Consider the following 24,061-nt stretch of genomic DNA (forward strand, 5'->3'; position numbering starts at 1 on the left):
GGGAGACGGCGCTCGAGGCGATCCGGCACGGGCGTCGCGACTGACGCCTCCTCGTTCGACTTCGTCTCCTCGTCGGTGGCCCGGCGAGGAGTGACGAAGTCATCGACGAGTCTCGCCTGCCGGTCTCAGAACTGCGGCACCCGCTTTCCCTGCCGCGCAAGATCGGCAACCATCCCGATCCGCTTCGCCCGGGTCGGGGCTGTCTTCGCCCCGGCGATCCAGCGCAGCACGTTGCGGCGGTGGCTAGTCGGGAAGCGCTCGAACACCGCAGTCAAAGGCCCCAGGGCCTGGGCAAGGTCTTCTGGCATCGCCAGCGCATCGACCTCCGGGTCTGCCTCCCAGGTCCCAGCGGTCCGCGCCGCCGCCATTGCCGCCAGTCCCGGGGCGGCCATCCGGCCCTCGGCCACCAACCGCTCGGCCCGGGCGCGGTAGGTCGCCGTCCAGCGCTGGTGCCTGCGGGGCGAGATCAGCTGCATCGTGCGCCCCTCGCCCGGCCCGTCCTGCCCGAGGTAGCCCTGCGCCCGCCGGATGCCGTCGATCCAGCCCCAGGCCAAAAGCGCGTCCAGCACCGCCTCCCGCGACAGATAGGGCGCGCCCGGTCGCTTCAGCCACGTCACCAGCCAGACCGACCCCGGCTGCGCATGGTTGGCCTCCAGCCAGCGCCAAAGCGTGCCCGCGTCCGGGCATTCGATCATCGGGAAGGTCTCGGTCCGGATCATCGTGGAAAAGCTAGGGCCGCCCCGGCGTCAGTCCACCCCTCGACGCCCGCCAACCGAAGGTCTACGGTCCGGACCAAACCTTAAGGAGGCCCCCATGCACCGCCGTTCCGTCGCCGTCTTCGACCGGTTTCTGTCCGCCCTGTCCACCATCCTCGACAAGGCCGAGGCGCATTGCGAGGCCCGGAAGATCAAGCCCGAGGTGATCCTTGCCGCCCGGCTCTTTCCCGACATGTTCCCCTTCACCCGCCAGGTCCAGCTGGCCTGCGACTTCGCCGCCCGCGGCACGGCCCGGCTGGCGGGGCAGGACCCCAAGGGCTTCCCGGACACGGAAACCAGCTTTGCCGAGCTGAGGGACCGCATCGCCGCGGCGCGCGGCTACATGGGCAGCTTCCAGGCCGCCGATTTCGCCCATGCCGACACGCGCGAGGTGCATTTCAAGGCCGGAGGCCACGACATGGTGCTGAAGGGCGACGAATTCCTGTCCTTCTATGCCCTGCCGCAGTTCTTCTTCCACATCACCACCGCCTACGACATCCTGCGCCACAACGGCATCGACCTGGGCAAACGCGACTACATGGGCGCGCCATGAGAGCCGTCCTGGTCATCGACATGCAACAGGGAATGGCCGACCGCATCCGTGCGGGCCGCCCCACCGCGACGCCCGATGCGCCCGGCCGCATCGCAGCCCTGCTGGCCCATGCGCGGGGCAGGGGGATGCCGGTGATCCATGTCCTGCACGACGATCCCCACGCCGATTCCCCCTTCCGCAAGGGCGCTCCCGGGGGCGAGCCGATGCCCTGCGCCGTCCCGCAGGACACCGAGATGGTGTTCTGGAAACAGGGTTCTTCGGCCTTCCACGGCACCGGGCTTGATCAGCATCTCAGGGTGCAAGGGATCACCGAACTGGTGGTTTCCGGGGCGGTCGCCGCCTTCTGCGTGACCTCCACCGTCCGGCAGGCCTCGGATCTTGGCTACAGGGTCCTGTTGCCGCAGGACGCGCTTCTGGGCTTCGACCTTCCCGCCCACGACGGCGGCCAGATCGACGCAGGCACGATCTTCCGCGTCACCCTGTCCCTTCTGGGCGCCGATTTCGCCACGCTGACCACCGTCGAAGCGCTTGCGGCCTGAAGCGCCCCGTGGGCGGGCGATTCGCCCGCCTTCTCAGGGGCAGGTGCCAAACACATGGCCCTTCGCTCCGGCGGGTAAAAGCATCCGGTCCCGCAGGATCAGGCTTCCAGGCCGGTCGGGGTTGGCGCAGGTCTCGGCAAAGCTGCCCCGCAGATCGTCGGCGTATTCGATCCCCAGAACCTGTCCCGCACCGTAGACCGACGTGAAGGCCGCGCATTCGTCCCAGCGGTGGCATGCCTCGGTCACCGCAAAGGTGAACCCCGCCTGGTCGCGCCCCTCTGCCGCCAGTTCGGCGGTGTTCTTCTGCCCCGCGGCGAGGCCCAGATCACGCGCCTCCTTGACCAGAAGCGCGGCAAAGGCCAGCGCGTCCCCCTCGTCCAGCCCCCCGCCCGAGCGGGTGAAGCTGTCCAGATTGTCGAACTCCACCGCGTCGAACCCCTTGTCCGCGCAAGCCTGCAGCGTCGGACGCAGCCGCTTCAGGTTCGCTGCCCTCAGGTCGGGCGTCGAGATGTCCAGCAGAAATTCGTCCGGCCAGCCCGGATCGGCCAGCGGCGCACCGTCCGGACCGCGCAGCAGCAGCGCCTCTGGCCAGTCGGCGCCAGGCTGGGTCTGGAACCCGTTCACGTAACAGATATTGAAAAGCCCCGGCGCCGGCGTATCGGTGCTGTCGCGCACCACCACCGTCACCCCCGGGGCAGGAGGATACCCCCCACCCAGTTGGTAGTCCGCCACCGCACCGGGGGGCAACGGCCCCTCGGCCGAGGCAGCCCCCGCCCCCAGCAGCGCCCCCAGCAGCACGCCCAGCAGCGCTGCCGCCAGCCGCCTCACGCAGGCTGGCCCTCCGCCGGGGTCAGGACCTTCGTCCCGTCCGCATCCGCCGCCCGTGCCGCAAGCAGCGCCACCAGCACCAGGACCAGCGCCAGCCCCGCATAGGTCGGCCGGAAGCCCACATGCTCGGCCACAAAGCCGATGGACGACGGCGCGACCAGAATGCCGCAGTAACCCACCATCGTGACGATCGAAATCGCGCTGGCCGAGGGCAGGCGCGGGTGGTTGCCAGCGGCCGAGAACAGGATCGGCACCATGTTGGCGATCCCAAGCCCGGCCACAAAGAAGCTGACGATCACCATCCACGCTTCGGTCGCGACCGCACCGCCCATCATCCCTGCGGCCCCCAGCCAGCCCGAGACGCGCAACGTCCGCACCGCGCCGAACCGGTTGCGGACCGTGTCGCCCAGAAAACGCATCAGCGCCATCGCCCCGGCAAAGAACGCAAACCCAAGGCCCGAGACGAAGACATCCGATCCCAGCTCCTTCTGCATGTAGATCGCCGCCCAATCCAGGATTGCGCCCTCCGGCACCATCGAGGCCAACGCCAGGAAGCCCAGCAGCCAGACGTGAAAGTCCTTGGGGAAAAGCTTCGTTCTCGGCGCGGGGGTAGCCTCGGCGACCACGGGCTTCGGCTCTTCGGGCAAGAGGAAGGGCATCGCCGCCACGACGATCACCGCGACCATGCCTGCGGTCAGCAGCGACTGCACCTCGGACCCCCAATGCGCGATGACCCAGGCCCCGGCCGACCCGCCGATGAAGCCACCCAGGCTCCAGAACCCGTGCGACGAGGACATGATCGCCTTCTGCAACCGCCGCTCGATCACCACGGCCTGCGCGTTCATCGCCACGTCCATGCAGCCCGCCATCGCGCCGAAGACCGCCATGAACAGCGCCAGCACCCACAGGTTCGGCGAAAAGACCACCATCGGCAGCACCGGGATCAGCGCCAGCGAGAACAGGGACAGCACCCGCCGCCCGCCGTACAGGCTGATCAGCCGCCCGGCGAAGAGCATCGCCGTGACCGCGCCCAACCCCAGGACCAGGATCAAAAGGCCCAGCGCGGATTCAGTGACGTCGTGGCGCGGCATCAGAAGCGGGATCTGCGGCGCCCAGGCCCCCATGACGAAGCCGTTGGCCAGGAACATCGCCGCCACCGCCCACCGCGCGCGCCGCGCCTGGCTATCCACCTGCATGATCCGCCTCTCGTTTGTTGGCGGCCGTCATATTGCACGCGCCGGGCCGGGGAAAGGCCGCGCCGATCAATCCGTGTTGCAGGGCTGAAAGGAAGTTTCACCCCGTCGCTGGACGCCCCCCCGCCCGTGCGATGTCGGGGACGACGGTGTTGCCATGACCCTGACCTAAGGCCCGCCCGGCCAAGGCACGTGACCGAAAGGCCCCCGTTCGCACCAGCCCGCCCCGCACGGCAGCCGCCCGACCGGTTCCGCGTCCCCCGCTGCCCGGCGCGTCGGTCGTCCCCACCCGCCGACCGCGCTGCGCAGTGCCAGCGACCCCAGTCTCTTTGTCCGGGCGGGTGGCCCCGCACTCTAGGCGTAACCCAGGCTTTGGATAAACGCCGATCCGCTGCCGCCACCGGCCTGCGCAGGGCATCCACCTGTCCCAGGCACAGATCGGGACGGCCCCACTCACGCCCGCAACGCGACCCAACCTCACGTGCCGCGCGGTTTCGCCTTCAGCGTCGGTTCCGCCTGTGTCGGGTCCTCGGGCCAGGGGTGGCGCGGATAGGCCCCACGCATGTCCTTGCGCACATCGGCATAAGAGGTTGCCCAGAACCGCGGCAGGTCCGTCGTCACCTGGACCGGAGCCCGCGCGGGCGACAACAGCGTCACCCGGATCGGCATCCGCCCCAGACCTACCACGGGATGGACGGTGACCCCGAACATCTCTTGCAGACGCACCTCGATTGCCGGGGCCTCTCCGTCATAGTCGATCGGGATTTTCCGGCCGAGTGGAGTCTCGAAGCTTGCCGGGGCCAGCCGGTCCATCTCGGCCAGCCGGTCCCAGCCCAACAGTCCCTGAACCGCGGGGACCAGATCAAGGCTGCGAAGATCCGCCTCGGTCTTCACGCCGGTCAGATGCGGCAAAAGCCAGTCCTCGGCGCTGGCCAGCAGGTCGGCGTCCTCCACCCCCGGCCAGTCGTCCCGCCGTGCCAGCCGCGCCCGCGCCCGCAGACGCCGCGCCGCCACCGTCCACGGCAGGCCCAGCGCCCGCACGCCGTCCAGTGCCGCCCGCGCAACCGCCGCAGCCGGGGCCTCCCAATGCCGGTCGTCCAGCACCAGCGCCCCCAGCCGCTCTTGCCGCCGCGAGACGACGCGGCCCTCGCGCCTGGACCACTCGCAGACCTCGACCCAGGCGATGCGGTCGGCGTAAAGGCCGCGCAGTTCCGCTTCGCTGATCGCCACCGCCTGCCGCACCGTGGCCTCGCGCGCGTCGCCATCCAGATCGGTCGCCACGATCAGCCGCGCCCCCGACAGGCCAAGCCCCGCTGCCATCGCCGCCCCCTTGCCCCCCGACAGGACCCAGCGCGGCGCCTCGCCCTTCCGACGCAGACCGATCCTGTCCGGATAAGCCAGCGCCGCCATCTCGGCGAGGCTAAAGCCGGTACGGCCTCTCTCTCGCCGGGCAAATGACCCGCCCCCGCCCGCTTTCTGGCCCGCCTTCTGGCCCGCCTTCTGGCCCGCCGCCGCAGTCTGCCCCCCCGATCCGCCCGAAAGACCCGTCAACCCGGCCCCTTGGCCGGGCCGGTCAGCCGTATCGCCCCCGGGCTGTGCGTCTGCGACAAGGGCAGGGGAAGGGGAGCGTCCCGCCAGCCCCTGCGCGGCCGCCGCCAGCCGCTTGGCCTCGGTCCGGATGCGCTCCACCACGCTCCGATCCGCCTCAGGTCCCGGCCGCGCCACCGCCTGCATGCGCAAGGTCAGGTCCGGCCCCGCCCCCCGCAAGGGATCGCGCTCGGCCAGCAAGGCCGCCAGGGTCGCCGCCTCCGGCCCTGCGACGGCCAGCATATGCGCAAGCCGGGGGTGCAGCGGCAGCCCCGCCAGCGCCCGCCCGTGCGCCGTGATATGGCCCTTCGCGTCCAGCGCGCCCAGACCGTGCAACAGCGCCCGCGCTTCAGCCAGTGGCCCGGCCGGCGGCGGCGTCAGGAAGGGCAGGTCCGCCCCGCCCCACAGCGCCAGCTCCAGGGCCAGCCCCGCCAGGTCCGCCACTTCGATCTCGGAGGGGGGGTAGGGGGCCAGCCCGCCTTCCTCGCCTTTGGTCCACAGCCGGTAGCACACCCCTTCGGCCACCCGACCGGCGCGGCCCCGACGCTGCTCGGCCTCGGCCTTCGTCACGCGTTCCGTCACCAGCCGCGACATGCCCGAGTTCGGATCGAACCGCGCCCGCCGCGCCCGGCCTGCATCCACGACGACGCGGATATCCGGCAGGGTCAGCGAGGTCTCGGCAATCGACGTCGCCAGCACGACCTTCCGCCCCTCGGCCGGGGCCAGTGCCGCGCGCTGCGCCGCAAAGTCCATCGCGCCGAACAGGGGCCGCACCGCCACCCCCGGCAGATCGCGCAAGAGAGCCTCCACCCGCCGGATCTCGCCTTCCCCCGGCAGGAAGACCAGGACGCCGCCCTCAGTCTCCTCCAGCGCGCCCTTCACCGCCCCCGCGACCACCGCCTCCAGCCGCATCGAGGCATCGGGCGCGCGCGGCAGCCACCGTGTCTCGACCGGAAAGGCCCGCCCTGCCGAGGTCACGACCGGCGCCCCACCCATCAGCGCCGCCACCGGCCCCGCATCCAGCGTGGCCGACATGACCAGAAGCTTCAAATCCTCCCGCAGCGCCCCCCGCACTTCCAGGCACAACGCCAGCCCCAGGTCCGCGTTCAGCGACCGCTCGTGGAATTCGTCGAAGATCACCAGCCCGACGCCCGCCAGCTCCGGATCGGACTGCAGCATCCGCGTCAGGATACCCTCGGTCACCACCTCGATCCGCGTGGCGCCCGAGACCTTCGCCTCGCCCCGGATGCGGTAGCCCACCGTCCGCCCCACGGGTTCGCCCAGCGTCTCCGCCATCCGCTCGGCCGACGCCCGCGCCGCCAGCCGCCGCGGCTCCAGCATCAGGATGCGGCCCTGCACCACCCCCCGCGCCAGCAGGTCCAAGGGCACCAAAGTCGTCTTGCCCGCCCCCGGGGGCGCCTGCAACACCGCCATCCCGCGCAAGGCCAGCGCCTCGGCAAGCTCGGGCAGGACATGGGAAACCGGCAGATCGACCATCCCCCGCTTATCGCAAGGCTCCCCGGCCAAGACCAGACCCACCCCCCCACCTTTCACACTTGCCCAAATATCCCCGCCAGAGGCATATCCGAGCCGCTGTGCGCGTCCTTCACGCGCAGAGCGGCGAGACAAAAGGCCTTCGCGCGGAACGCGCTCCGCCAAGAAACCGCCCCGACCGGCGCACCGCTTGACGACACCCCCCTCGCCAAGCCCGCTTCGTTCCGGCAATAAGACAGGAAACGAGGGACCGGATGGACACCGAAGAACGCGCCCGCCTGATCCGCGCCGGGGACCGCCGGGCGCTTGCCCGCGCCATCACGCTGGTCGAAAGCGCCCGCGCCGACCACCGGGCCGAGGCGCTGGCACTTCTGGACGCGCTCCGCTCGGGTCCCCAGGCGCTGCGCATCGGCCTCTCCGGCACGCCGGGGGTGGGCAAATCCACCTTCATCGAAACCTTCGGCCTGATGCTGACCGCCCAGGGCCTGAAGGTCGCCGTCCTTGCCGTCGATCCCTCGTCCTCCCGCTCCGGCGGCTCGATCCTCGGCGACAAGACCCGGATGGAGCATCTGTCGCGCGACCCGAACGCCTTCATCCGCCCATCCCCCAGCCAAAGCCAGCTGGGCGGCGTCGCCCGCCGCACGCGCGAGGCCGTGGCCCTGTGCGAAGCGGCAGGCTTCGACATCGTCCTGATCGAAACCGTGGGCGTCGGCCAATCGGAAACCGTGGTCGCGGAACTGAGCGACCTCTTCCTCCTTCTCCTCGCCCCGGCGGGGGGGGATGAGTTGCAAGGCGTGAAACGCGGCATCATGGAGATGGCCGATCTCATCCTGGTCAACAAGGCGGACGGCGACCTCAAACCCGCCGCGCTGCGCACAGTGGCCGACTACGCCGGGGCGCTTCACCTGCTCCGCCGCCGCCCGCAGGACCCCAGGGGCTTTCCCAAGGCGCTCCCGGTCTCGGCCCTGGTAGATGAAGGCCTGACCCAGGCCTGGGACGAGATGCAGACCCTGGTCGCCTGGCGCAAGACGCAGGGCCACTGGGACCGCAGCCGTGCCACCCAGGCGCGCCACTGGTTCCAGGAAGAGGTCCGCCAGGGCCTGCTCGCCGCGCTGAACCGCGAGCCGCAAAAGGGCCTGATGACCAGCCTCGGCGACCGCGTCGCGGCGGGGGACCTGACGCCCGAGGCCGCCGCCTCCCGTATGCTCGAACTTCTCGGTCGCGGGCGGTGAAGGGGGCCTACACGACAGAAACCCTGTTCGACGGCGACCACCTGCGCGCCCGTCTCACCCGCCCGCCGGGCGACAGCACGGTCCTCTATGTCACCTTCCGCCAGCGCATCGACGAGCCTGGCCAGTTCACCGACGACCCGCCGGTGCGCCAGGCAATCAAGCGCGGAATGGCGCATCTGCACCTGCAGTCGCGCTGGAACGACTGGTATCTCAACCCAGAGACCGAAGCGCTGGTCGCCGCGCTTCGCGCCTTGCGTCCCGGCTTCACCGAAGTCCGCGCCATCGGCTATTCGATGGGGGGCTATGCGGCCTTGCGCTATGCCGCGGCGCTGGACCTGACCCAGGCGCTTGTGATCTCGCCCCAGTTCACCCTGGACCGGGCGCTGATTCCCGAGGAGCGCCGCTATCGCGAGGCCGGGCAGTATGACGCGTCCCTGGGCGACCTCTCTCGATACGGCAAACCGGATCTGCAGGGTGCCGTGGTCTTCGATCCTTCTCACCCGCTTGACCGGATTCATGCGCGGCTGGTCACGCGGACCATGCCATGCATGGTTCCTGCGGCCTGCATGTTCGGAGGCCACCCGGCCACGCAGGCCATCCGCGCCGGCGGAGGCTTCCCTGCGCTTCAGTCGCTCAGCCTTGATGGCGGCATTTCCGCTCCGGCCATCACCCGGCTGCACCGCGCGCTTCGTGCGAGCTCCAGCCGGTACTGGCATTTCCGTGCCAAGGCCTGTCTCGCGCGGGGCCGGACAGAAGCGGCCGAACGCGCGCTGGCCTGCGCCGAAAGGCTTGCCGAGGAGTAGGGTGGGCGATACCGCCCACCCTACCTCTGACGCGGAAGATCAGCGCGATCCTCCGGACCTCCACTGCCAGCGGCGGCCCCGAATGCCCCGACCGGACGCCGCGCCGTTTTCCCGTGCTGTTCCACCCGCCTGACCGCTTGACGCCGCCCGGGATTCCCCTTACACGCCCTCAATCGAATTCGAGGGCTGGGGATTCCCCGCCTTCTTCCGTTTTTGACGAACCGAAGGAACACCAGAATGTCGCGCGTCTGCGAACTTACCGGCAAGGGGCCGATGTCCGGCAACACCGTCTCCCACGCCAACAACAAGTCCCGCCGTCGGTTCCTCCCGAACCTGAACGAAGTGACCATGATCTCCGACGTGCTCGGCCAGTCGTTCAAGCTGCGCGTCACCGCTGCGGCGCTGCGCTCGGTCGACCACCGCGGGGGTCTGGACGCCTATCTGGCGAAGGCCAAGGACGACGAACTGTCGACCGCCGCACAGAAGATCAAGAAGGACATCGCCAAGGCACAAGCCGCGGCCTGATCCGTCTGTCGCGATTGAAAAGGCCCCGCCTTCGTGATGAAGGCGGGGCCTTTCGCGTTTCATCCGGTCGGTGGGCAGATTGCCCACCCTACGCCCGGGCAAGGCGGGCCGACGGTCTGCCAGATGACAGCCCGTAGGGTGGGCGATCCGCCCACCTTCCGCATCAGGCACGTGATCCCAGATTCCCCCCAACCGCGCAGGAGTAGGGTGGGCGATCCGCCCACCGCACCGGCCCAGGGATCAGCCGGCGCAATAGGCCTGAGCCGTCTGGCCAAAGCTCTTGTAGCGGTCCCAGAAGGCGTCGTCCGACTTCGACTGCGAAGTCCAGGTCGCATGCGCCGCCTCTGGGTCCTTGAAGAACTTCGCCGCCCGCCTCTGGTCGCCGCCTGACAGCGTCATGTCCGCCGCCTGCTGGATGCATCCGCATAGCGACCGGTTCCCGCCCCGGTCCGAGGCCATGCAGGCCCGCTCGATCGGGCCGGCACTTGCCGCGCCAGGCATCACTACACACGACGCGGCCACGGCGGCCGCAAACAAGATGGATTTCATTTCGCTCTGCCTCATTTGCCGGGCATGTCGGGTTGGGCACCCGTTCCACTGCCGGTCATTGTGTAGGCGGAATAATGCCAAGTCCAAGCGAATTTATCAAGCCGTTTCAGATAGTTGCCCAGATCGGCAAAATTCCGCAACACTTCGTGGCGCTGCGCTGTCCCGCCACAACATCGGGTGTTGGCCCGGAGTTGCGTCTGGTTCCCAGCCCAATCGTCAATCGCCCGGTCCCACCCGGACCCTGCGGGTGCAATCCGTGCTCCCAACGCCTCAGAACCGGCACTTCCTCGAAAGTGGAAATGGACCTGCCGACCCCCATCCTTGCGCCGCCAGCGCCGCCTCACCTGCCGAAGCCCTCCCCCGCCCCCCGGCCAGGTCGTTCGACCCCTGCGCCCCCCATTTCCCAGGTTCGCGGCGCAACCGTCCGGACCCGCGGCCCGCCCGTCAACACTCCCCCGCTTTTCCTTTCCGCATAAGCCCTTCCCGGCCCCCGCGCCCTAAGCTATATGCGGGCGCATGACCGAGCTTTCCCAGATCCGCAACTTCTCCATCGTGGCCCACATCGACCACGGCAAATCCACCCTCGCCGACCGGCTCATTCAGTTGACCGGCACGGTGGCTGCGCGCGACATGAAGGCGCAGATGCTGGATTCGATGGACATCGAACGCGAACGCGGCATCACGATCAAGGCCAACACCGTCCGGATCGAATACCCGGCCAAGGACGGCAAGACCTACATCCTGAACCTTATCGACACCCCCGGCCACGTCGACTTTGCCTACGAAGTCTCCCGCTCCATGCGCGCCGTCGAAGGCTCGCTTCTGGTGGGGGCTGCGTCGCAGGGCGTCGAGGCGCAGACGCTTGCCAACGTCTATCAGGCCCTCGACGCGGGGCATGAGATCGTGCCGGTCCTGAACAAGATCGACCTCCCAGCCGCCGAACCCGACCGCGTCAAGCAGAACATCGAGGACGTGATCGGCCTCGACGCCTCGGACGCCATCGAAATCTCGGCCAAGACCGGCCTTGGCATCCCCGACGTGCTGGAGGCGATCGTCCACCGCCTTCCCGCCCCGAAAGGCGACCGCAACGCGCCCCTGAAGGCGATGCTCGTCGACAGCTGGTATGACGCCTACCTTGGCGTCGTCGTCATGGTGCGGATCATGGACGGCGTGATGAAAAAGGGCGACCGCGTCCGCATGATGCAGACCAACGCGGTCTACGGGATCGACAAACTGGCCGTCCTGAAGCCCCAGATGGTCGACATCCCCGAACTTGGGCCCGGCGAGATCGGCATCTTCACCGCCTCGATCAAGCAGGTCCGCGACACCAAGGTCGGCGACACCATCACCCACGAACGGCGCGGCTGCGACACGCCGCTTCCCGGCTTCAAACCCTCGGTCCCCGTCGTCTTCTGCGGCCTCTTCCCCGTCGATGCCAACGACTTCGAGGCCCTCCGCGACGCCATCGAGAAGCTGTCGCTGAACGACGCCTCCTTCTCTACCGAGATGGAAACCAGCGCCGCCCTCGGCTTCGGCTTCCGCTGCGGCTTCCTCGGCCTTCTGCACCTTGAAGTCATCCGCGACCGGCTGGAACGCGAATACGACCTCGACCTCATCACCACCGCGCCTTCCGTGGTCTTCAAACTTTACATGAAGGACGGCGAGGTCATCGACCTCCACAACCCCGCCGACATGCCCGATCTGACCTACGTCGACCATATCGAGGAACCCCGGATCAGGGCCACGATCATGGTCCCCGACGAATACCTCGGCGACATCCTGAAGCTTTGCCAGGACCGCCGCGGCATCCAGCTGAACCTCACCTACGCCGGCCAGCGCGCGATGGTGGAATACGACCTGCCCCTGGCCGAAGTGGTGTTCGACTTCTACGACCGCCTGAAATCGGTGACCAAAGGCTACGCCAGCTTCGACTACACGATCAGCGAATACCGCGAGGATCACCTGGTGAAGATGTCGATCCTGGTGAACGACGAACCCGTCGACGCCCTGTCGATGATGGTCCACCGCGACCGCGCCGAGGCGCGCGGGCGCTCGATGGTCGAGAAGCTGAAAGACCTGATCCCCCGCCACATGTTCAAGATCCCGATCCAGGCCGCGATCGGCGGCCGCGTGATCGCGCGTGAGACCCTGTCCGCCATGCGCAAGGACGTGACTGCCAAGTGCTACGGCGGCGACGCGACGCGGAAGAAGAAGCTTCTGGAGAAGCAGAAGGCCGGCAAGAAGAAGATGCGCCAGTTCGGCAAGGTCGAGATCCCGCAGGAAGCGTTCATTGCGGCCTTGAAGATGGATTCCTGATCGCGCGGACCTCTTCAGCCGCTGGACGGGTCCGGCAATCCGCCCCAAACTTCGGTCCATCCACGCCCCAGATGGGATAGGACAGGCCATGAAGATCATCGTCGGTTTTTTCACCACGAAGCCCGGCCGCCGCGCCGAATACCTTGACGCAGCGCAGGACCACCTGCGCAAAAGCCGCCTCGACCCGGATTGCCTTTATATCGAGCTGGTCCCGATGCCGGACCACCCCGACCGCATCCTTCTGGCCGAGGCCTTCACCGACGAAGCCGCGCATCGCCGTCACGAAGACACCGACCACATGAGCGCGCTTTGGAAGGTCGGTCCGAAACTCTTATCCAATGTCGTGATCGACAACGTGATCAGCCGACAGGTGGAACGGATCGACGAAAGCTTTCCTTAAGAACCGGCAGCACGACGGTTAAACTGGAAAGCGAAGGGTGAACAAAGCAGGGCAGTTTCCTACCCTGCTTCCACCGCTTCGTGGGCCTCAAACCCTACCGGCACACCCCAAGGTCGTCGCAGAACACCCCTGCCGCGCCACCGATGACCGCCCCGGTCACAGCGTTCCCGCCGGTCACGTCGGCGATCACCGCACCGCCTGCGGCACCGGCAAGGCCGCGTTCAGTGTCGGTGTTCAGACACCCCGACAGGGCAACGGCTAAAGGTAGCAGGCCGAAAAGCTTCACAGTCTTCATCACATCACCCTCCAAGGTTGCAAAACCGATCCTGCCCGCTCCCTTTGCGCTGTGCATTGGGGAACGCGGCAGGCAGCGCCGGGTCGGCGGCTCTCCACCCACCCGGTGTGCCGAAAACGGCGGTGATGTGCTTACATCTCGTTCTGCGTTTCCTGCGCTTCGTTCTGGATCACCTCACCGGCGTTCTCCAGGTCTTGACCGGCCCCCTGGACGGTCTCACAGGCGACAAGGCCCAGAAGGGCAAGAAGTGCGATGGCTTTGGTCATGGGGTCAGTCCTTCTTTAGGTTCCCTTCGACAACCCGCCAATCCGCGTCCCGTTCCCGCGGCCGCTAAGGTAAGGTTGGCGTCCACCGGTCTGGCCGGGCGTATGGACGCAATCCATACCAAAGCCATACCGAAGCCATACGATTAACCCCCTGTTAACCATCCTCTGTCACCCTGAGGCCATGAAACACCTCATCCCTCTGATCCTGCTTGTCTTTCTCGCCGCCTGCGGGGCCTCCCCGGCCCCCGAATTCTTCGGCGCGACCCGGACCGACGTAAACCTTAACGGAAGGGACTATACCGTCTTCCAGAAGGGTGAGCGGGTGGAGGTTATCCGCCTGGGTTACGCCACACGCGGTCAGCACCAGGAAATCCGTGCCACGATGATCGAGCTTATCCCCCGCGTGACCGGCTGCAAGCTGCGCGAGGCCACCCTGCAGGGCGACAGTGGCGAGATGCGGGGCAGCCTTGACTGCCCAAAGCAGCCTTGACTCGTTAGGCAAAACCCCCAAGAAGCAGGCACCGAACCGGGGGCCTGCCATGCGACAGATCGACCTTTCCCGCTCTCTTCCGCACGCGCGGATTGCAGAGCTGCCGAACCCCTATTTCGGCAAGGTCCGTGATTGCTATGACCTGCCCGACGGCACCCGGCTTCTGATCTCCTCCGACCGGATTTCCGCGTTTGATCAGATACTTGCCGTGATCCCCTGGAAGGGCCAGGTCCTGACCCAGCTCGCCCGCCACTGGTTCGACCACACGGGCGACATCGCCGCGAACCACGTCCTTGGCTACCCCGACCCCAATACCGTCCACTGCAAGCGCGTGACGATCCTGCCGGTGGAAGTCGTGGTCCGCGGCTACCTTGCGGGCACCACCTCGACCTCGATCCTGACGCAGTACAAGGCCGGGGCGCGGACGATGTACGGCCACACCCTGCCGGACGGTCTGCGGGACAACGAACTGCTGCCCAAAGCCATCATCACCCCTACGTCGAAAGCCTTCGACGGTGGTCATGATGAGCCCCTGACCGCTGCCGAAATCCTGCAGTCCGGCCTGTTAACCAAGGCCCAGTGGGACGAAGTCAGCGCCAAAGCCCTGGCCCTGTTCGCCAGGGGTCAGGAAATGGCGCAAAAACAAGGGCTTATCCTTGTAGACACCAAATACGAGTTCGGCACTGATGCCGAGGGCAACATCCTTCTGGCCGACGAGATTCACACCCCCGATTCCAGTCGCTACTGGATCGCGGAAGGCTATGAAAACGCTCTGAAATCTGGCACCCGGCCCCCAAGTTTCGACAAGGATGTCATCCGCTCCTGGGTCGTGGCGCGCTGCGATCCCTACAAGGACCAGATCCCGGATATCCCCTTGGAAATGATCGAGAAAACTGCTCAGGTCTACATCGACGCCTTCGAGAAGATCACCGGACAGCCCTTCGTTCCCGACACCTCCGGGACTACCCCACTCGACCGCATCCGCACCAACCTGACACCCTTCTTCTCCGCCTGACCTGTTTGCGCTAACAGTAACCAAACAAGGGGGACCAGACATGATTCTCAGCTGCGGCGAAGCCCTGATCGACATGCTCCCCCGGACCTCGACCGAGGGGGAGTCCTGCTTCGCCCCTTACGCCGGAGGAGCCGTGTTCAACACGGCGATCGCGCTGGGAAGACTTGGTGCACCATCAGCGTTTTTCTCGGGCGTTTCCAATGATATGCTGGGGGAAATCCTGGCCGACACGCTGGCCGCATCGAAGGTCGACACCCGCTATCTGGCGCGGTCGGACCGGCCGACAACGGTGGCCTTCGTCAAGCTGGTGAACGGACAGGCGACCTATGCGTTCTACGACGAGGCGACCGCGGGTCGCATGCTGTCCAAGGACCAGCTGCCCACGCTTCCGGACAGCATTTCGACGCTGTTTCTGGGGGGCATCAGCCTGGTGAACGACCCCGCCGCCAGCACCTATGAGGCGCTCCAGGCCCGGGAATCCGGCACTCGCGTCACCATGATCGACCCCAACATCCGCCCCGGTTTCATTGCCGGGAAAGAGGCCGAATACCGCGCCCGGATCGAGCGGATGATCGCCCGCGCGGACATCGTCAAGCTGTCGGACGAGGACCTGCACTGGCTGGAAGGGCAGGGCGACCTGACTGCGTTGGCCCGGGGAATTCTGGCCCGCGGACCGAAGGTCGTTTTCATCACCGAAGGCGCGAACGGGGCGCGGGCGGTCACGGCCACTCAGGATATCTCTGTTGCAGCACAAAGGGTTACGGTCGTCGATACCGTGGGCGCAGGCGACACGTTCAATGCCGGCGTCCTGGCGGCCCTGCATCAGGCGGGGGCGCTGACCAAGGCCGGGATTACCGCCATTCCCGACGCGACCCTGACGGCGGCCCTCACGCTGGGAACCCGCGCGGCGGCGGTCACTGTCTCGCGCGCAGGCGCCAATCCGCCCTGGGCCGCCGAGCTGTGAGGGCGGTCCTGCAAAGGGTCACCGAGGCGCAGGTCCATGTTGGTGAAGAGCTTGTCGGCCAGACCGGCAAGGGCCTGCTGATCCTTGTCTGCGCAATGGCCGGCGACAGCGAAGTGCAGGCGGATAGACTGGCCGCCAAGGTCGCCAAGTTGCGCATCTTCAAGGACGAGCAGGGCAAGATGAACCTGTCGGTCCGCGAAATTGGCGGCTCGGTCCTGGTGGTCAGCCAGTTCACCCTGGCGGCTGACCTGCGCGGCAACCGACCGGGCTTTTCCACCGCCGCACCCCCGGTCGAGGGTGAGCGGCTGTATCGTCACTTCGCCCAAGCGCTTGAAAAGGAAGGCGTTCCCGTTGCGAACGGCCGGTTCGGGGCGGATATGGCGGTCAGCCTGGTGAACGACGGGCCGGTGACCATCTGGATGGACACCGACCAGCTTTAGCCTAGTTGAACGGATTGCCCGGCGTCGGATCGGTGATCACCTCGCCGCATTCGATCAGCGCGCCGATCGAGGCGCTGGAGCCGGCGAGCGAGTAATTCTGCACATCCGCCCCGTCGGCATCGCGCAGGAACAGCCGGTTGCCGCGGGCAACCTCGCTGATGAAGTTCACCCCCGCCTGGTCGTCGGGCAGGTAGAACAGGACCGAGTTCTGGTAAAGTTCGGCGCCCGTCAGGTTCCACGGCGCGCGACGGTCGATCTGGACACCCAGATCGGCGGTCTCGCCTTCGCCGAAGGACCAGGCGCTGGAGTAGAACTGCAGCTGGACCGCGCCGTCCGGGAAGGTCCAGACCGAGAAGCTTTCGCCGGGGGCCGTCACTTCGGCCACGCAGCCGATAGATCCGTCATCCCAGCCGACGACGGAGACCTGCCAATGCTTGTGCGAAAACAGCACTTCGCTTTCCTGCGCGTTTGCGCCGCCCACAGACGCTGCGAACAATGCCGCCAGACTCCAACGAAAGTTCATATTCCGATCCCTTGAAACGATCCCTTCGCGCCTGTCTTCGCGCCACTGCGCGATTCAGGCAAATGAAACTTGCAGTTATCCGGGCGACAGTGTGTGCCCTGTTGCGGCTTCAGGCGGCCCACTCCCACGGGTTCGAGAACTGGCCCAGCACCGACTGCACCGCCGCATCCTCGACCGGAGCGGCCTTCTGCAGCTGTGCGACCAGCCCGCGCTTCTTGTCCTCGACCACAGCGGCCACCCGGGCGGGGACCCCAGCCTCGGCCAGGGCCGCGTCGAAGGTCCGGGTGATCGCCATCCGGCGCAGGTCGGGCTTGAAGACCTTGCCCACGGCGGTCTTCGGCAATTCCGGCAGGATTTCCAGATGCTTGGGCAAAGCCGCCCGTTCGCTGATGTGTTTTGAGGCATAGGCCATCAGGTCGTCCACCGTGGCCGAGGACCCCTTGACCAGCTCGACATAGGCGCAGGGAAGTTCACCGGCATGGGCATCGGGTTGCCCGATCGCGCCGACAAAACCCACCGCCTCGTGGCCCATCAAGGCCTCTTCGATGATCGCCGGGTCGATATTGTGGCCGCCGCGGATGATCAGGTCCTTGGCCCGCCCGGTGATGTAGAGATAGCCGTCGGCGTCGATCCGGCCCAGGTCGCCTGTGCGCAGGAAGCTGCCCTCGGCGAAAAGCTCGCGGTTCTTGTCAGCCTCGGTATAGGTCGAGCCTTCGAAGACTCCGGGGTTCGAGATGCAGATCTCGCCCACCTCGTCGACGGCACATTCGCGGAACTCGGTCGCGCCCTGCTTGGTCAGGATGCGCACGTTGCAATAGGGGAACATCAGGCCGACCGAGCCGATTTTCTTCGCACCCTCGGGCGGGTTGATCGAGACAAGGCAGGTCGCCTCGGTCAGGCCGTAGCCTTCGATGATCTCGATGCCGGTTTCCTTCTTGAAGCGATTGTAAAGCTCGATCGGCAGCGGGGAAGAGCCGGAGAAGGCGCTTCTCAGGCTGGAGATGTCGGCATTGACCGGGCGCTGCATCAGCGCGGCAAGGGCTGTGGGCACGGTGATCATGTAGGTCACCTTGTAGCGTTCGATCAGCTTCCAGAAGTTGTCGAAGACGCCCTCGCCGCGATAGCCCTGGGGGGTCGGGAAGACCACATGCGCGCCCGAGCCGATCATCGACATCAGGATCGGATAGCAGGCGAAGACGTGGAACAGGGGCAGCGGGCACATCACGACATCGGTGGGCTTGAACAACAGCGTCGAGCCGAGCCAGCCGTTGTAGACCATGCCTGAAACCTTGTGCTGCGCGACCTTGGGCATGCCCGTGGTCCCGCCAGTGTGGAAATAGGCTGCAACGCGGTCTTCCAGCGTATCGGAGAAGGTCAGCTTGTCAGAGGGCATCCGTGCCAGTTCGGCCCCGAAGTCCTTGATGTTAGCGGTGTGCTGCGGTGGGTTCTTCGGCCGGACCCAAGGGACGATGACCTTCTTCAGGCCCGACAGATAGGGCACGAGGTCAACCTCCAGCACGGTCTTGACGTTCGGGGCGTACTGCACCGCCTCGGACACCTTTTGCGGCAGGTCGGTCTTGGGGAAGGCCTTCAGGGTGACGACGACCTTGGCATTTGTCTCTCGCAGGATGGCGCTGATCTTTTCCGGCTCCAAGAGCGGGTTGATCGGGTTGACGATGCCCGCGACCGCGCCGCCGAGAAGGGCGATCGCCGTCTCAAGCGCGTTCGGCATGATGAAGGCGACCACGTCCGTTTCGCCGACACCCAGGCTGCGGAACAGGTTCGCGGCCTGGGTGACCTTGGCGTGCAATTCGGCCCAGGTGAGGGTCAGCTTCCTGGTCTCGGGCCCTGACAGCAGCTGGTAGCTGATCGCGGGGCGAGCGCCGTGGGCGGCCTTGGCGCGGCTGAGGTATTCATACATCGACCTGGCCTGGCCGCGATCGGCCCAGGGCATTTCGGCTTCAATGGCCTTCAGGTCCGCGGCTGTGGCGAAAGTGGTCATCTTTTCCTCCCCTTCGTGCCCGCTTATCGCGCAGGCTTCGGACGAACATGGGGATCACAAACGCATTTGTGAAGTCAGATTGTCCCGACCCCTGCTGCCGGGACGTGACGTCAGGTGGAACCGTCGGTGAACTGGAGCCGCGCAAGGCGGGCGTACAGGCCATCCTCCGCAACCAGTTGGTCATGGGTCCCAAGTGCCACGATCCGGCCCTGGTCGAAGACGACGATGCGGTCGGCGCGCTTTACCGTGGCCAGCCGGTGCGCCACGACCAGCGTCGTCCGCCCCTCGGCCAGCTTTTCCACCGCAGCCTGCACGAGGCGTTCGCTTTCCGCGTCCAAGGCACTGGTGGCTTCGTCCAGCAAGAGGATCGGCGCGTCGCGCAGGATGGCGCGGGCAATGGCCACCCGCTGCTTCTGCCCGCCCGACAGCATCACCCCGCGTTCGCCCAGATAGCTGTCATAGCCCTGCGGCAGGGCGGTCAGAAAGTCATGCGCGGCGGCGGCGCGGGCGGCGGCCTCGACCTCGGCGTCGGTGGCATCCAGACGGCCGAAGCGGATATTCTCGCGCGCCGAAGTGGCGAAGATCACCGGGTCCTGCGGCACCAGGGCGATGGCCTGGCGGAAATCGGCGCGCGCCATGTCGGTCAGGGCCAAGCCGTCCAGCGTGATGCGGCCCGATTGCGGGTCATAAAAGCGCATCAGCAGCTGCAGGATCGTGGTCTTGCCCGCGCCCGAAGGCCCGACCAAAGCGACCGTTTCACCAGGCTTCACATGCAGGCTGATCCCGTTCAGCGCCGAAGTCTCGGGGCGCGCCGGATAGCGGAAGGTCACGTCCTGAAACGCGATCTCGCCACGCACCGGACGGGGCAGGGCGACGGGGCGCACCGGGTCCTGCACCGAATCCTCGGTGCCCAGCAGTTCCACCAGCCGCTCGGTCGCGCCGGCGGCCCGCTGCAACTCGCCCCAGATTTCCGACAGGGCCCCCACGGACCCGGCGACCATCACCGCATAGATCACGAACTGGATCAGCGCGCCCACCGACATCTGGTCCGCCCGCACGTCCCGCGCCCCGACCCAAAGGACGCCGACGATCCCGGCGAAGGTCAGGAAGATCACGATCACCGTCATCACCGCCCGCGTCTTGATCCGCGTCTTGGCCGAGGCGAAGCTTTTCTCGGTCACTTCGGCGAACTGGCCGCGCGTGGCACCCTCATGGGTGAAGGCCTGCACTGTCTGGACCGAGGACAGCGCCTCGGACGCCGACCCGGACGAGGCGGCGATCCAGTCCTGGTTTTCGCGCGACAGCACCCGCAAGCGGCGGCCCAGGACCACGATCGGCACGATGATTGCGGGCACGATCAGCAGCACCAGCCCGGTCAGCTTGGCCGAGGTCAGGAACAGCAGCACCAGCCCGCCAATGAGGATCAGCACGTTGCGCAACGCGACCGAGACCGAGGACCCGATCACCGAAAGGATCAGCGTGGTGTCGGTGGTGATGCGGCTCAGGACCTCGCCGGTCAGGATACGCTCGAAGAAGGCGGGCGACATGCCAAGGACGCGGTCGAACAGCGCGCGGCGGATGTCGGCCACAACGCGCTCACCCAGCCGGGTGACCAGATAGTAGCGCAGACCGGTCCCGACCGCGAGCAAGGCCGCGATGATCAGGGCGGCGCCAAAATACTGGTCCAGTAGGGCGGCGTTGGCGTCGTTGAACCCGTCGACCACCCGGCGCACGGCCAAAGGCAGGATCAGGCTGACCGAGGCGGTCAGGATCAGCGCCATCAGCGCCAGCCCAAGCAGGCCCCGGTAGGGCCAGAGGAACGGCACCAGACCCCGCAGCGCCCCCACCTGTTTCGACTTCGGCCGATCCTCGACCGCTGATGTGTCTGCCATCCGCCTCGCCTCACCACTTCCGGGCATGGGTTTAGTCTGCCGGGGCCGCAGGGACAAGCGCCGCGGGCCAAAGGCCGCAGACAGCCCCTTCCGCCCGCCCCCGCCGCGTGCCACCTTGACGGCATGACCCAGATTTCCCGCTTCCGCGCCCCGGACGGCGCCTGGCTTGCCTACAGTGACGAGGGCACAGGCCAGCCGCTTCTGTGCCTGCCGGGCCTGACCCGCAGCATGGCCGACTTCGACTACCTAGTCCCGCACCTGCCGCCGCTGCGCCTGATCCGGATGGACTACCGTGGGCGCGGGGCCAGCGACTGGACCGGCCCTGCGACCTACACCGTCGCACAAGAGGCTAAGGATGCGCTTGCGCTCCTTGACCACCTCGGGGTTCCGCAGGCGGCAATCCTTGGTACATCGCGCGGTGGGCTGATCGGCATGGTGCTTGGGGCCACCGCACGGGACCGGGTGCTGGGCCTGTGCCTGAACGATGTGGGGCCAGAGATCGCTCGCGATGGGCTGACCCGCATCTTCGACTACGTCGGCCGCAACCCGGCGGGCCGCACGATCGAGGGCTATGCCGAACGCCTGTCCCGCACCCCCGGTTTCCGGGACGTGCCGATGTCGCGCTGGCTGGAGGAAGCCCGGAAGCTTGCCGTCGAGACGCCCGAGGGCCTGCGCATCCCCTACGACCCCGCCCTGCGTGATGCGTTCCTGGCGGCGTTCGACGGCCCTCCCGTTGACCTCTGGCCGCTGTTCGACGCCTTGGCCGGTCTGCCCCTGGCCCTGATCCGGGGCGCGAACTCGGATCTTCTGACGCCCGAGACTGTGGCGAAGATGCGTGCCCACCGCCCCGACATGACCGTTGCCGAGGTCCCCGACCGCGCCCACATCCCCTTCCTGGATGAGGCCGAATCCGTGGCGCTGGTCCTGGGTTTCCTCACGAGGCTGGCATGAACCTGGACATGATCGAAGCCGCCGCCGCGCGGATGGCGGGCCATGTCCGCCACACCCCGCTGTTGAATGCGCCGCTGCTGGACCGGCTGGTCGGCAGACGGGTGTTCGTCAAGGCCGAATGTCTGCAGATCACCGGCAGCTTCAAGGCGCGCGGCGGCTGGTCCGCTGTCTCGGCCCTGTCCCCCGAAGCCCGCAAGCGCGGCGTGATCGGCTATTCTTCGGGCAACCATGCGCAGGGGGTGGCCTATGCGGCAGCCGCCCACGGCGCGCCTTGCGTGATCCTGATGCCCTCGGACGCGCCGGGCGTGAAGATCGCCAACACCCGCGCCTATGGGGCCGAGGTGGTGCTTTACGACCGTGCCACCGAAGACCGGGACGCCATCGGCGCGCGGCTTTCCGCGGACCGGGGCCTGACGTTGGTCAAGCCCTATGACGACCCGCAGGTCATCGCCGGGCAGGGGACCGTGGGACTGGAACTTGCCCAACAGGCTGCCGAGGCGGGTATCACCCAGGCCCCCGTCTTCGTCTGCTGCGGCGGGGGCGGGCTCTCCTCTGGCATCGCCCTTGCCCTACAGGCGCGGGCCACCGGCCTTCAGGTCCGTACGGCCGAGCCTGTGGGCTTCGACGACATGGCCCGGTCGCTTGCCGTTGGGGCACGGCAACGGAACCCGGCGCTCAGCGGCTCGATCTGCGACGCGATCCTGACGCCGTCGCCCGGAGAATTGACCTTCCCGATCCTTGGCCGCCTGGCCGGTCCGGGCGCCGTGGTCAGCGACGCCCAGGCCCTGCAAGCGATGGCGCTGGCCTTCACCCACCTGCGCATCGTGCTGGAACCGGGCGGGGCCGTCGCCCTGGCCGCAGCGCTGTTCGGCGAAGGTCTGCCTGACACGGTCATCGCCGTCGCCACTGGCGGCAACGTCGATCCGGCGATCTTCGCCACGGTGCTGGAGCGGTCTGCGTGACCCTGGTCTGGCTGGAGGACCTGCGACTGAATGCCGACCTTTCCGGGCCGGAGGGTGCGTCGCCAGTGGTGCTGATCCACGGCCTCGGCCTGGACCTGCGGGTCTGGGAGGCGCTGATGCCCGCACTTGTGCACCACCGGGTGCTGCGGCTGGACCTGCGCGGCCACGGGGCCTCGGATGCGCCGCCCCCTCCCTATGGCATGGGCAGCCTGATCCGCGACGTCGAACGGCTGATGACCCATTTCGCGCTGAAGGATGCGGTCGTGGTCGGGCTGGGCGAGGGCGGACTTGTCGCGCAGGGGCTGGCGGTCAAGCGGCTGGACCTGGTGCGCGCTCTGGTGCTGACCGGCAGCGCCACGCGGTTCGGCAACCCCACGCTCTGGCAGGCCAGGCTGGCCAGCCTTGCCGAGCAGGGGCCGGACCTTGAGGCGGAATGCGCCGCCCTTCTGGGGCCGCGCTGGAGGGTCTCTCCGGCCCTGGACGCGGTCAGGGTCATGCTGGCACGCACCCGCCCCGAAGGCTGGCAGGGCGTCGCTGCCGCCACCGCCACGGCGGATTTCTACCAGACCACCGCCACGCTGCGCCTGCCGACTCTGGTCCTTGCCGGGTCGGAGGATCGCAAATGCCCCGCCGACATGCAGCGCGAACTGGCCGATCTTGTCGCAGGCTCTGGCTTCCACATCCTGCGCGGCGGTGGCCACCTGTCGATGCTGACCCACCCCGACGCCTTTGCCGAGGCGCTGACCTCTTTCCTGACCCGGATTGCCCATGACTGAGCTGCTTTTGATCCACGGCACCTGCCACGGTGCCTGGTGCTTCGACCGCCTCCTGCCCGAGCTTCATCAGCGCGGCCTCTCCGCCCGCGCCATCGACCTGCCTGGCCGTGACGGCAGCCCGACGACCCTTGACGACTATGTCCGGGCCATCCTTGCCGCCGCCAGCCCTGACACCATCCTCGTCGGCCACTCAGCTGGTGGCTATGCGATGACCGCCGCGGCCGAGGCTGCGCCGGACCGCTTCCGCGGCCTGATCTACCTGTGCGCCTATCTGCCCGCCGCAGGCCTAAGCCTTGCCGACATGCGTCGCGCCGGGCCATCGCAACCGCTGATGCCCGCGATCCGCCTGGCCGAGGACAGGCAGAGCTTCACCATCGACCCCGCCCTGGCCCCCGCCGCCTTCTACCAGGACTGCCCGCCCGACCTTGCCGCCTGGGCCACGGCGCAGCTTTGCCCGCAGCCCGTCCTGCCGCAGCAGACCCCGCTCTGGCCCACAAAGGCCGAACCCCTGCCGCGCCACTACATTGTCTGCGAAAACGACCAGACCATTCCGCCGGAGTATCAGCGTCAGATGGCTGCGCATGTGCCCCAGGACTGCCGCCACAGCCTTCCGTCCGGCCATTCGCCCTTTCTTGCCATGCCCGCCCGGCTGGCCGATCTGCTGGCGCGGCTTTGCCTTGGCATCCTGGAATAGCAGCTTTGCGTCAGACT

At 67.4% G+C, this 24,061-nt stretch carries 25 protein-coding genes; 15 read left to right on the plus strand and 10 right to left on the minus strand.

Annotated elements, in window-relative coordinates; genetic code table 11:
* Window positions 1-125: 125 nt before the first annotated feature.
* Complete coding sequence (locus U1E69_RS05790) at window positions 126-719, minus strand: YdeI/OmpD-associated family protein (protein ID WP_322243414.1); 594 nt, start codon at window positions 717-719, stop codon at window positions 126-128.
* Window positions 720-813: 94 nt separating this feature from the next.
* On the opposite strand from U1E69_RS05790, the gene U1E69_RS05795 reads away from it, so the two are divergent.
* Both U1E69_RS05795 and U1E69_RS05800 read left to right on the plus strand, forming a co-directional pair.
* Window positions 814-1,308, plus strand: a complete 495-nt coding sequence (locus tag U1E69_RS05795; RefSeq protein ID WP_322243415.1) for a DUF1993 domain-containing protein — start codon at window positions 814-816, stop codon at window positions 1,306-1,308.
* Window positions 1,305-1,847 carry a cysteine hydrolase family protein gene (locus tag U1E69_RS05800; protein WP_322243416.1) on the plus strand — a complete coding sequence of 181 codons (543 nt, stop codon included), beginning with the start codon at window positions 1,305-1,307 and terminating at the stop codon, window positions 1,845-1,847. The genes U1E69_RS05795 and U1E69_RS05800 overlap by 4 nt, the downstream gene beginning before the upstream one ends.
* A 33-nt stretch (window positions 1,848-1,880) precedes the next feature.
* Here U1E69_RS05800 and U1E69_RS05805 read toward each other — a convergent pair whose 3' ends face one another.
* The 3 genes from U1E69_RS05805 to hrpB all read right to left on the minus strand — a co-directional run bounded on the left by U1E69_RS05805 (window position 1,881) and on the right by hrpB (window position 6,952).
* On the minus strand, window positions 1,881-2,675 hold the full coding sequence (locus U1E69_RS05805) for an endo alpha-1,4 polygalactosaminidase (protein WP_322243417.1): 795 nt from the start codon (window positions 2,673-2,675) through the stop codon (window positions 1,881-1,883).
* Window positions 2,672-3,871 carry an MFS transporter gene (locus U1E69_RS05810; protein ID WP_322243418.1) on the minus strand — a complete coding sequence of 400 codons (1,200 nt, stop codon included), beginning with the start codon at window positions 3,869-3,871 and terminating at the stop codon, window positions 2,672-2,674. The genes U1E69_RS05805 and U1E69_RS05810 overlap by 4 nt, the downstream gene beginning before the upstream one ends.
* Before the next feature lie 474 nt (window positions 3,872-4,345).
* Window positions 4,346-6,952 (minus strand): ATP-dependent helicase HrpB, encoded by a 2,607-nt coding sequence (gene hrpB / locus U1E69_RS05815; RefSeq protein ID WP_322243419.1) that lies wholly within the window; start codon window positions 6,950-6,952, stop codon window positions 4,346-4,348.
* Between the two features lie 251 nt (window positions 6,953-7,203).
* On the opposite strand from hrpB, the gene meaB reads away from it, so the two are divergent.
* From meaB to rpmB, 3 genes are all read left to right on the plus strand, one after another.
* Window positions 7,204-8,181 carry a methylmalonyl Co-A mutase-associated GTPase MeaB gene (gene meaB, locus U1E69_RS05820; RefSeq protein ID WP_322243420.1) on the plus strand — a complete coding sequence of 326 codons (978 nt, stop codon included), beginning with the start codon at window positions 7,204-7,206 and terminating at the stop codon, window positions 8,179-8,181.
* Window positions 8,178-8,984 (plus strand): alpha/beta hydrolase, encoded by an 807-nt coding sequence (locus U1E69_RS05825; RefSeq protein WP_322243421.1) that lies wholly within the window; start codon window positions 8,178-8,180, stop codon window positions 8,982-8,984. The genes meaB and U1E69_RS05825 overlap by 4 nt, the downstream gene beginning before the upstream one ends.
* A gap of 237 nt (window positions 8,985-9,221) precedes the next feature.
* Window positions 9,222-9,509 carry a 50S ribosomal protein L28 gene (rpmB, locus tag U1E69_RS05830; RefSeq protein WP_322243422.1) on the plus strand — a complete coding sequence of 96 codons (288 nt, stop codon included), beginning with the start codon at window positions 9,222-9,224 and terminating at the stop codon, window positions 9,507-9,509.
* 240 nt (window positions 9,510-9,749) lie between these two features.
* Here rpmB and U1E69_RS05835 read toward each other — a convergent pair whose 3' ends face one another.
* Window positions 9,750-10,058 carry a hypothetical protein gene (locus U1E69_RS05835; RefSeq protein ID WP_322243423.1) on the minus strand — a complete coding sequence of 103 codons (309 nt, stop codon included), beginning with the start codon at window positions 10,056-10,058 and terminating at the stop codon, window positions 9,750-9,752.
* 516 nt (window positions 10,059-10,574) lie between these two features.
* Between U1E69_RS05835 and lepA the strand changes: the two genes are divergently transcribed.
* Together lepA and U1E69_RS05845 are read left to right on the plus strand one after the other, a co-directional pair.
* Window positions 10,575-12,374 carry a translation elongation factor 4 gene (gene lepA / locus U1E69_RS05840; protein ID WP_322243424.1) on the plus strand — a complete coding sequence of 600 codons (1,800 nt, stop codon included), beginning with the start codon at window positions 10,575-10,577 and terminating at the stop codon, window positions 12,372-12,374.
* A gap of 88 nt (window positions 12,375-12,462) precedes the next feature.
* Entirely contained in the window at window positions 12,463-12,774 is a 312-nt protein-coding gene (locus U1E69_RS05845; RefSeq protein ID WP_322243425.1) for an antibiotic biosynthesis monooxygenase family protein, read from the plus strand.
* A 94-nt stretch (window positions 12,775-12,868) separates the two neighbouring features.
* Here the strand turns inward: U1E69_RS05845 and U1E69_RS05850 are convergent, their stop codons facing one another.
* Together U1E69_RS05850 and U1E69_RS05855 are read right to left on the minus strand one after the other, a co-directional pair.
* A complete protein-coding gene (locus tag U1E69_RS05850) occupies window positions 12,869-13,069 on the minus strand; it encodes a hypothetical protein (protein WP_322243426.1) in 201 nt (66 codons plus the stop codon).
* A 131-nt stretch (window positions 13,070-13,200) separates the two neighbouring features.
* Window positions 13,201-13,335 (minus strand): entericidin A/B family lipoprotein, encoded by a 135-nt coding sequence (locus U1E69_RS05855; protein WP_322243427.1) that lies wholly within the window; start codon window positions 13,333-13,335, stop codon window positions 13,201-13,203.
* A 181-nt stretch (window positions 13,336-13,516) separates the two neighbouring features.
* Here U1E69_RS05855 and U1E69_RS05860 point away from each other — a divergent pair, with 181 nt between their 5' ends.
* Genes U1E69_RS05860 through dtd form a run of 4 tightly spaced genes read left to right on the plus strand, consistent with a single transcriptional unit; the run spans window position 13,517 to window position 16,244 of the window.
* Window positions 13,517-13,825, plus strand: coding sequence for a hypothetical protein (locus U1E69_RS05860; RefSeq protein WP_322243428.1), 309 nt, complete (start codon window positions 13,517-13,519; stop codon window positions 13,823-13,825).
* A 49-nt stretch (window positions 13,826-13,874) separates the two neighbouring features.
* Window positions 13,875-14,840 carry a phosphoribosylaminoimidazolesuccinocarboxamide synthase gene (locus tag U1E69_RS05865; RefSeq protein ID WP_322243429.1) on the plus strand — a complete coding sequence of 322 codons (966 nt, stop codon included), beginning with the start codon at window positions 13,875-13,877 and terminating at the stop codon, window positions 14,838-14,840.
* Window positions 14,841-14,880: 40 nt separating this feature from the next.
* Window positions 14,881-15,804, plus strand: a complete 924-nt coding sequence (locus tag U1E69_RS05870) for a carbohydrate kinase (protein ID WP_322243430.1) — start codon at window positions 14,881-14,883, stop codon at window positions 15,802-15,804.
* Window positions 15,801-16,244: a D-aminoacyl-tRNA deacylase gene (gene dtd / locus U1E69_RS05875; RefSeq protein ID WP_322243431.1), complete on the plus strand. Its 444-nt coding sequence runs from the start codon at window positions 15,801-15,803 to the stop codon at window positions 16,242-16,244. The genes U1E69_RS05870 and dtd overlap by 4 nt, the downstream gene beginning before the upstream one ends.
* 1 nt (window position 16,245) lies before the next feature.
* Here dtd and U1E69_RS05880 read toward each other — a convergent pair whose 3' ends face one another.
* The 3 genes from U1E69_RS05880 to U1E69_RS05890 form a co-directional block, all read right to left on the minus strand.
* A complete protein-coding gene (locus U1E69_RS05880; RefSeq protein WP_322243432.1) occupies window positions 16,246-16,695 on the minus strand; it encodes a hypothetical protein in 450 nt (149 codons plus the stop codon).
* Between the two features lie 181 nt (window positions 16,696-16,876).
* The gene (locus tag U1E69_RS05885; protein ID WP_322243433.1) at window positions 16,877-18,769 is read right to left on the minus strand and encodes an acyl-CoA synthetase; all 1,893 of its coding nucleotides are present in this window, start codon (window positions 18,767-18,769) and stop codon (window positions 16,877-16,879) included.
* 110 nt (window positions 18,770-18,879) lie between these two features.
* Window positions 18,880-20,661, minus strand: coding sequence for an ABC transporter transmembrane domain-containing protein (locus U1E69_RS05890; protein ID WP_322243434.1), 1,782 nt, complete (start codon window positions 20,659-20,661; stop codon window positions 18,880-18,882).
* A gap of 123 nt (window positions 20,662-20,784) precedes the next feature.
* On the opposite strand from U1E69_RS05890, the gene U1E69_RS05895 reads away from it, so the two are divergent.
* From U1E69_RS05895 to U1E69_RS05910, 4 genes are read left to right on the plus strand one after another with little or no spacing between them, the layout of a single operon-like run.
* The gene (locus U1E69_RS05895; protein WP_322243435.1) at window positions 20,785-21,612 is read left to right on the plus strand and encodes an alpha/beta hydrolase; all 828 of its coding nucleotides are present in this window, start codon (window positions 20,785-20,787) and stop codon (window positions 21,610-21,612) included.
* Window positions 21,609-22,574, plus strand: coding sequence for a threonine ammonia-lyase (locus U1E69_RS05900; protein ID WP_322243436.1), 966 nt, complete (start codon window positions 21,609-21,611; stop codon window positions 22,572-22,574). The genes U1E69_RS05895 and U1E69_RS05900 overlap by 4 nt, the downstream gene beginning before the upstream one ends.
* Window positions 22,571-23,350, plus strand: coding sequence for an alpha/beta fold hydrolase (locus U1E69_RS05905; RefSeq protein WP_322243437.1), 780 nt, complete (start codon window positions 22,571-22,573; stop codon window positions 23,348-23,350). Before U1E69_RS05900 ends, U1E69_RS05905 begins: the two co-directional genes overlap by 4 nt.
* Window positions 23,343-24,044, plus strand: coding sequence for an alpha/beta fold hydrolase (locus tag U1E69_RS05910; RefSeq protein WP_322243438.1), 702 nt, complete (start codon window positions 23,343-23,345; stop codon window positions 24,042-24,044). The genes U1E69_RS05905 and U1E69_RS05910 overlap by 8 nt, the downstream gene beginning before the upstream one ends.
* Window positions 24,045-24,061 lie beyond the last annotated feature (17 nt).

This window comes from Tabrizicola sp., from assembly GCF_034366665.1.
In the GTDB taxonomy this organism is placed as follows: Bacteria; Pseudomonadota; Alphaproteobacteria; order Rhodobacterales; family Rhodobacteraceae; genus Tabrizicola.

Coding starts and splice junctions, on each gene's coding strand:
- U1E69_RS05790 (WP_322243414.1), bottom strand. CDS start 719: ATGATCCGGACCGAGACCTTCCCGATGATCGAATGCCCGGACGCGGGC.
- U1E69_RS05795 (WP_322243415.1), top strand. CDS start 814: ATGCACCGCCGTTCCGTCGCCGTCTTCGACCGGTTTCTGTCCGCCCTG.
- U1E69_RS05800 (WP_322243416.1), top strand. CDS start 1,305: ATGAGAGCCGTCCTGGTCATCGACATGCAACAGGGAATGGCCGACCGC.
- U1E69_RS05810 (WP_322243418.1), bottom strand. CDS start 3,871: ATGCAGGTGGATAGCCAGGCGCGGCGCGCGCGGTGGGCGGTGGCGGCG.
- hrpB (WP_322243419.1), bottom strand. CDS start 6,952: ATGGTCGATCTGCCGGTTTCCCATGTCCTGCCCGAGCTTGCCGAGGCG.
- meaB (WP_322243420.1), top strand. CDS start 7,204: ATGGACACCGAAGAACGCGCCCGCCTGATCCGCGCCGGGGACCGCCGG.
- rpmB (WP_322243422.1), top strand. CDS start 9,222: ATGTCGCGCGTCTGCGAACTTACCGGCAAGGGGCCGATGTCCGGCAAC.
- U1E69_RS05835 (WP_322243423.1), bottom strand. CDS start 10,058: ATGAAATCCATCTTGTTTGCGGCCGCCGTGGCCGCGTCGTGTGTAGTG.
- lepA (WP_322243424.1), top strand. CDS start 10,575: ATGACCGAGCTTTCCCAGATCCGCAACTTCTCCATCGTGGCCCACATC.
- U1E69_RS05845 (WP_322243425.1), top strand. CDS start 12,463: ATGAAGATCATCGTCGGTTTTTTCACCACGAAGCCCGGCCGCCGCGCC.
- U1E69_RS05850 (WP_322243426.1), bottom strand. CDS start 13,069: ATGAAGACTGTGAAGCTTTTCGGCCTGCTACCTTTAGCCGTTGCCCTG.
- U1E69_RS05855 (WP_322243427.1), bottom strand. CDS start 13,335: ATGACCAAAGCCATCGCACTTCTTGCCCTTCTGGGCCTTGTCGCCTGT.
- U1E69_RS05860 (WP_322243428.1), top strand. CDS start 13,517: ATGAAACACCTCATCCCTCTGATCCTGCTTGTCTTTCTCGCCGCCTGC.
- U1E69_RS05865 (WP_322243429.1), top strand. CDS start 13,875: ATGCGACAGATCGACCTTTCCCGCTCTCTTCCGCACGCGCGGATTGCA.
- U1E69_RS05870 (WP_322243430.1), top strand. CDS start 14,881: ATGATTCTCAGCTGCGGCGAAGCCCTGATCGACATGCTCCCCCGGACC.
- U1E69_RS05885 (WP_322243433.1), bottom strand. CDS start 18,769: ATGACCACTTTCGCCACAGCCGCGGACCTGAAGGCCATTGAAGCCGAA.
- U1E69_RS05890 (WP_322243434.1), bottom strand. CDS start 20,661: ATGGCAGACACATCAGCGGTCGAGGATCGGCCGAAGTCGAAACAGGTG.
- U1E69_RS05895 (WP_322243435.1), top strand. CDS start 20,785: ATGACCCAGATTTCCCGCTTCCGCGCCCCGGACGGCGCCTGGCTTGCC.
- U1E69_RS05900 (WP_322243436.1), top strand. CDS start 21,609: ATGAACCTGGACATGATCGAAGCCGCCGCCGCGCGGATGGCGGGCCAT.
- U1E69_RS05910 (WP_322243438.1), top strand. CDS start 23,343: ATGACTGAGCTGCTTTTGATCCACGGCACCTGCCACGGTGCCTGGTGC.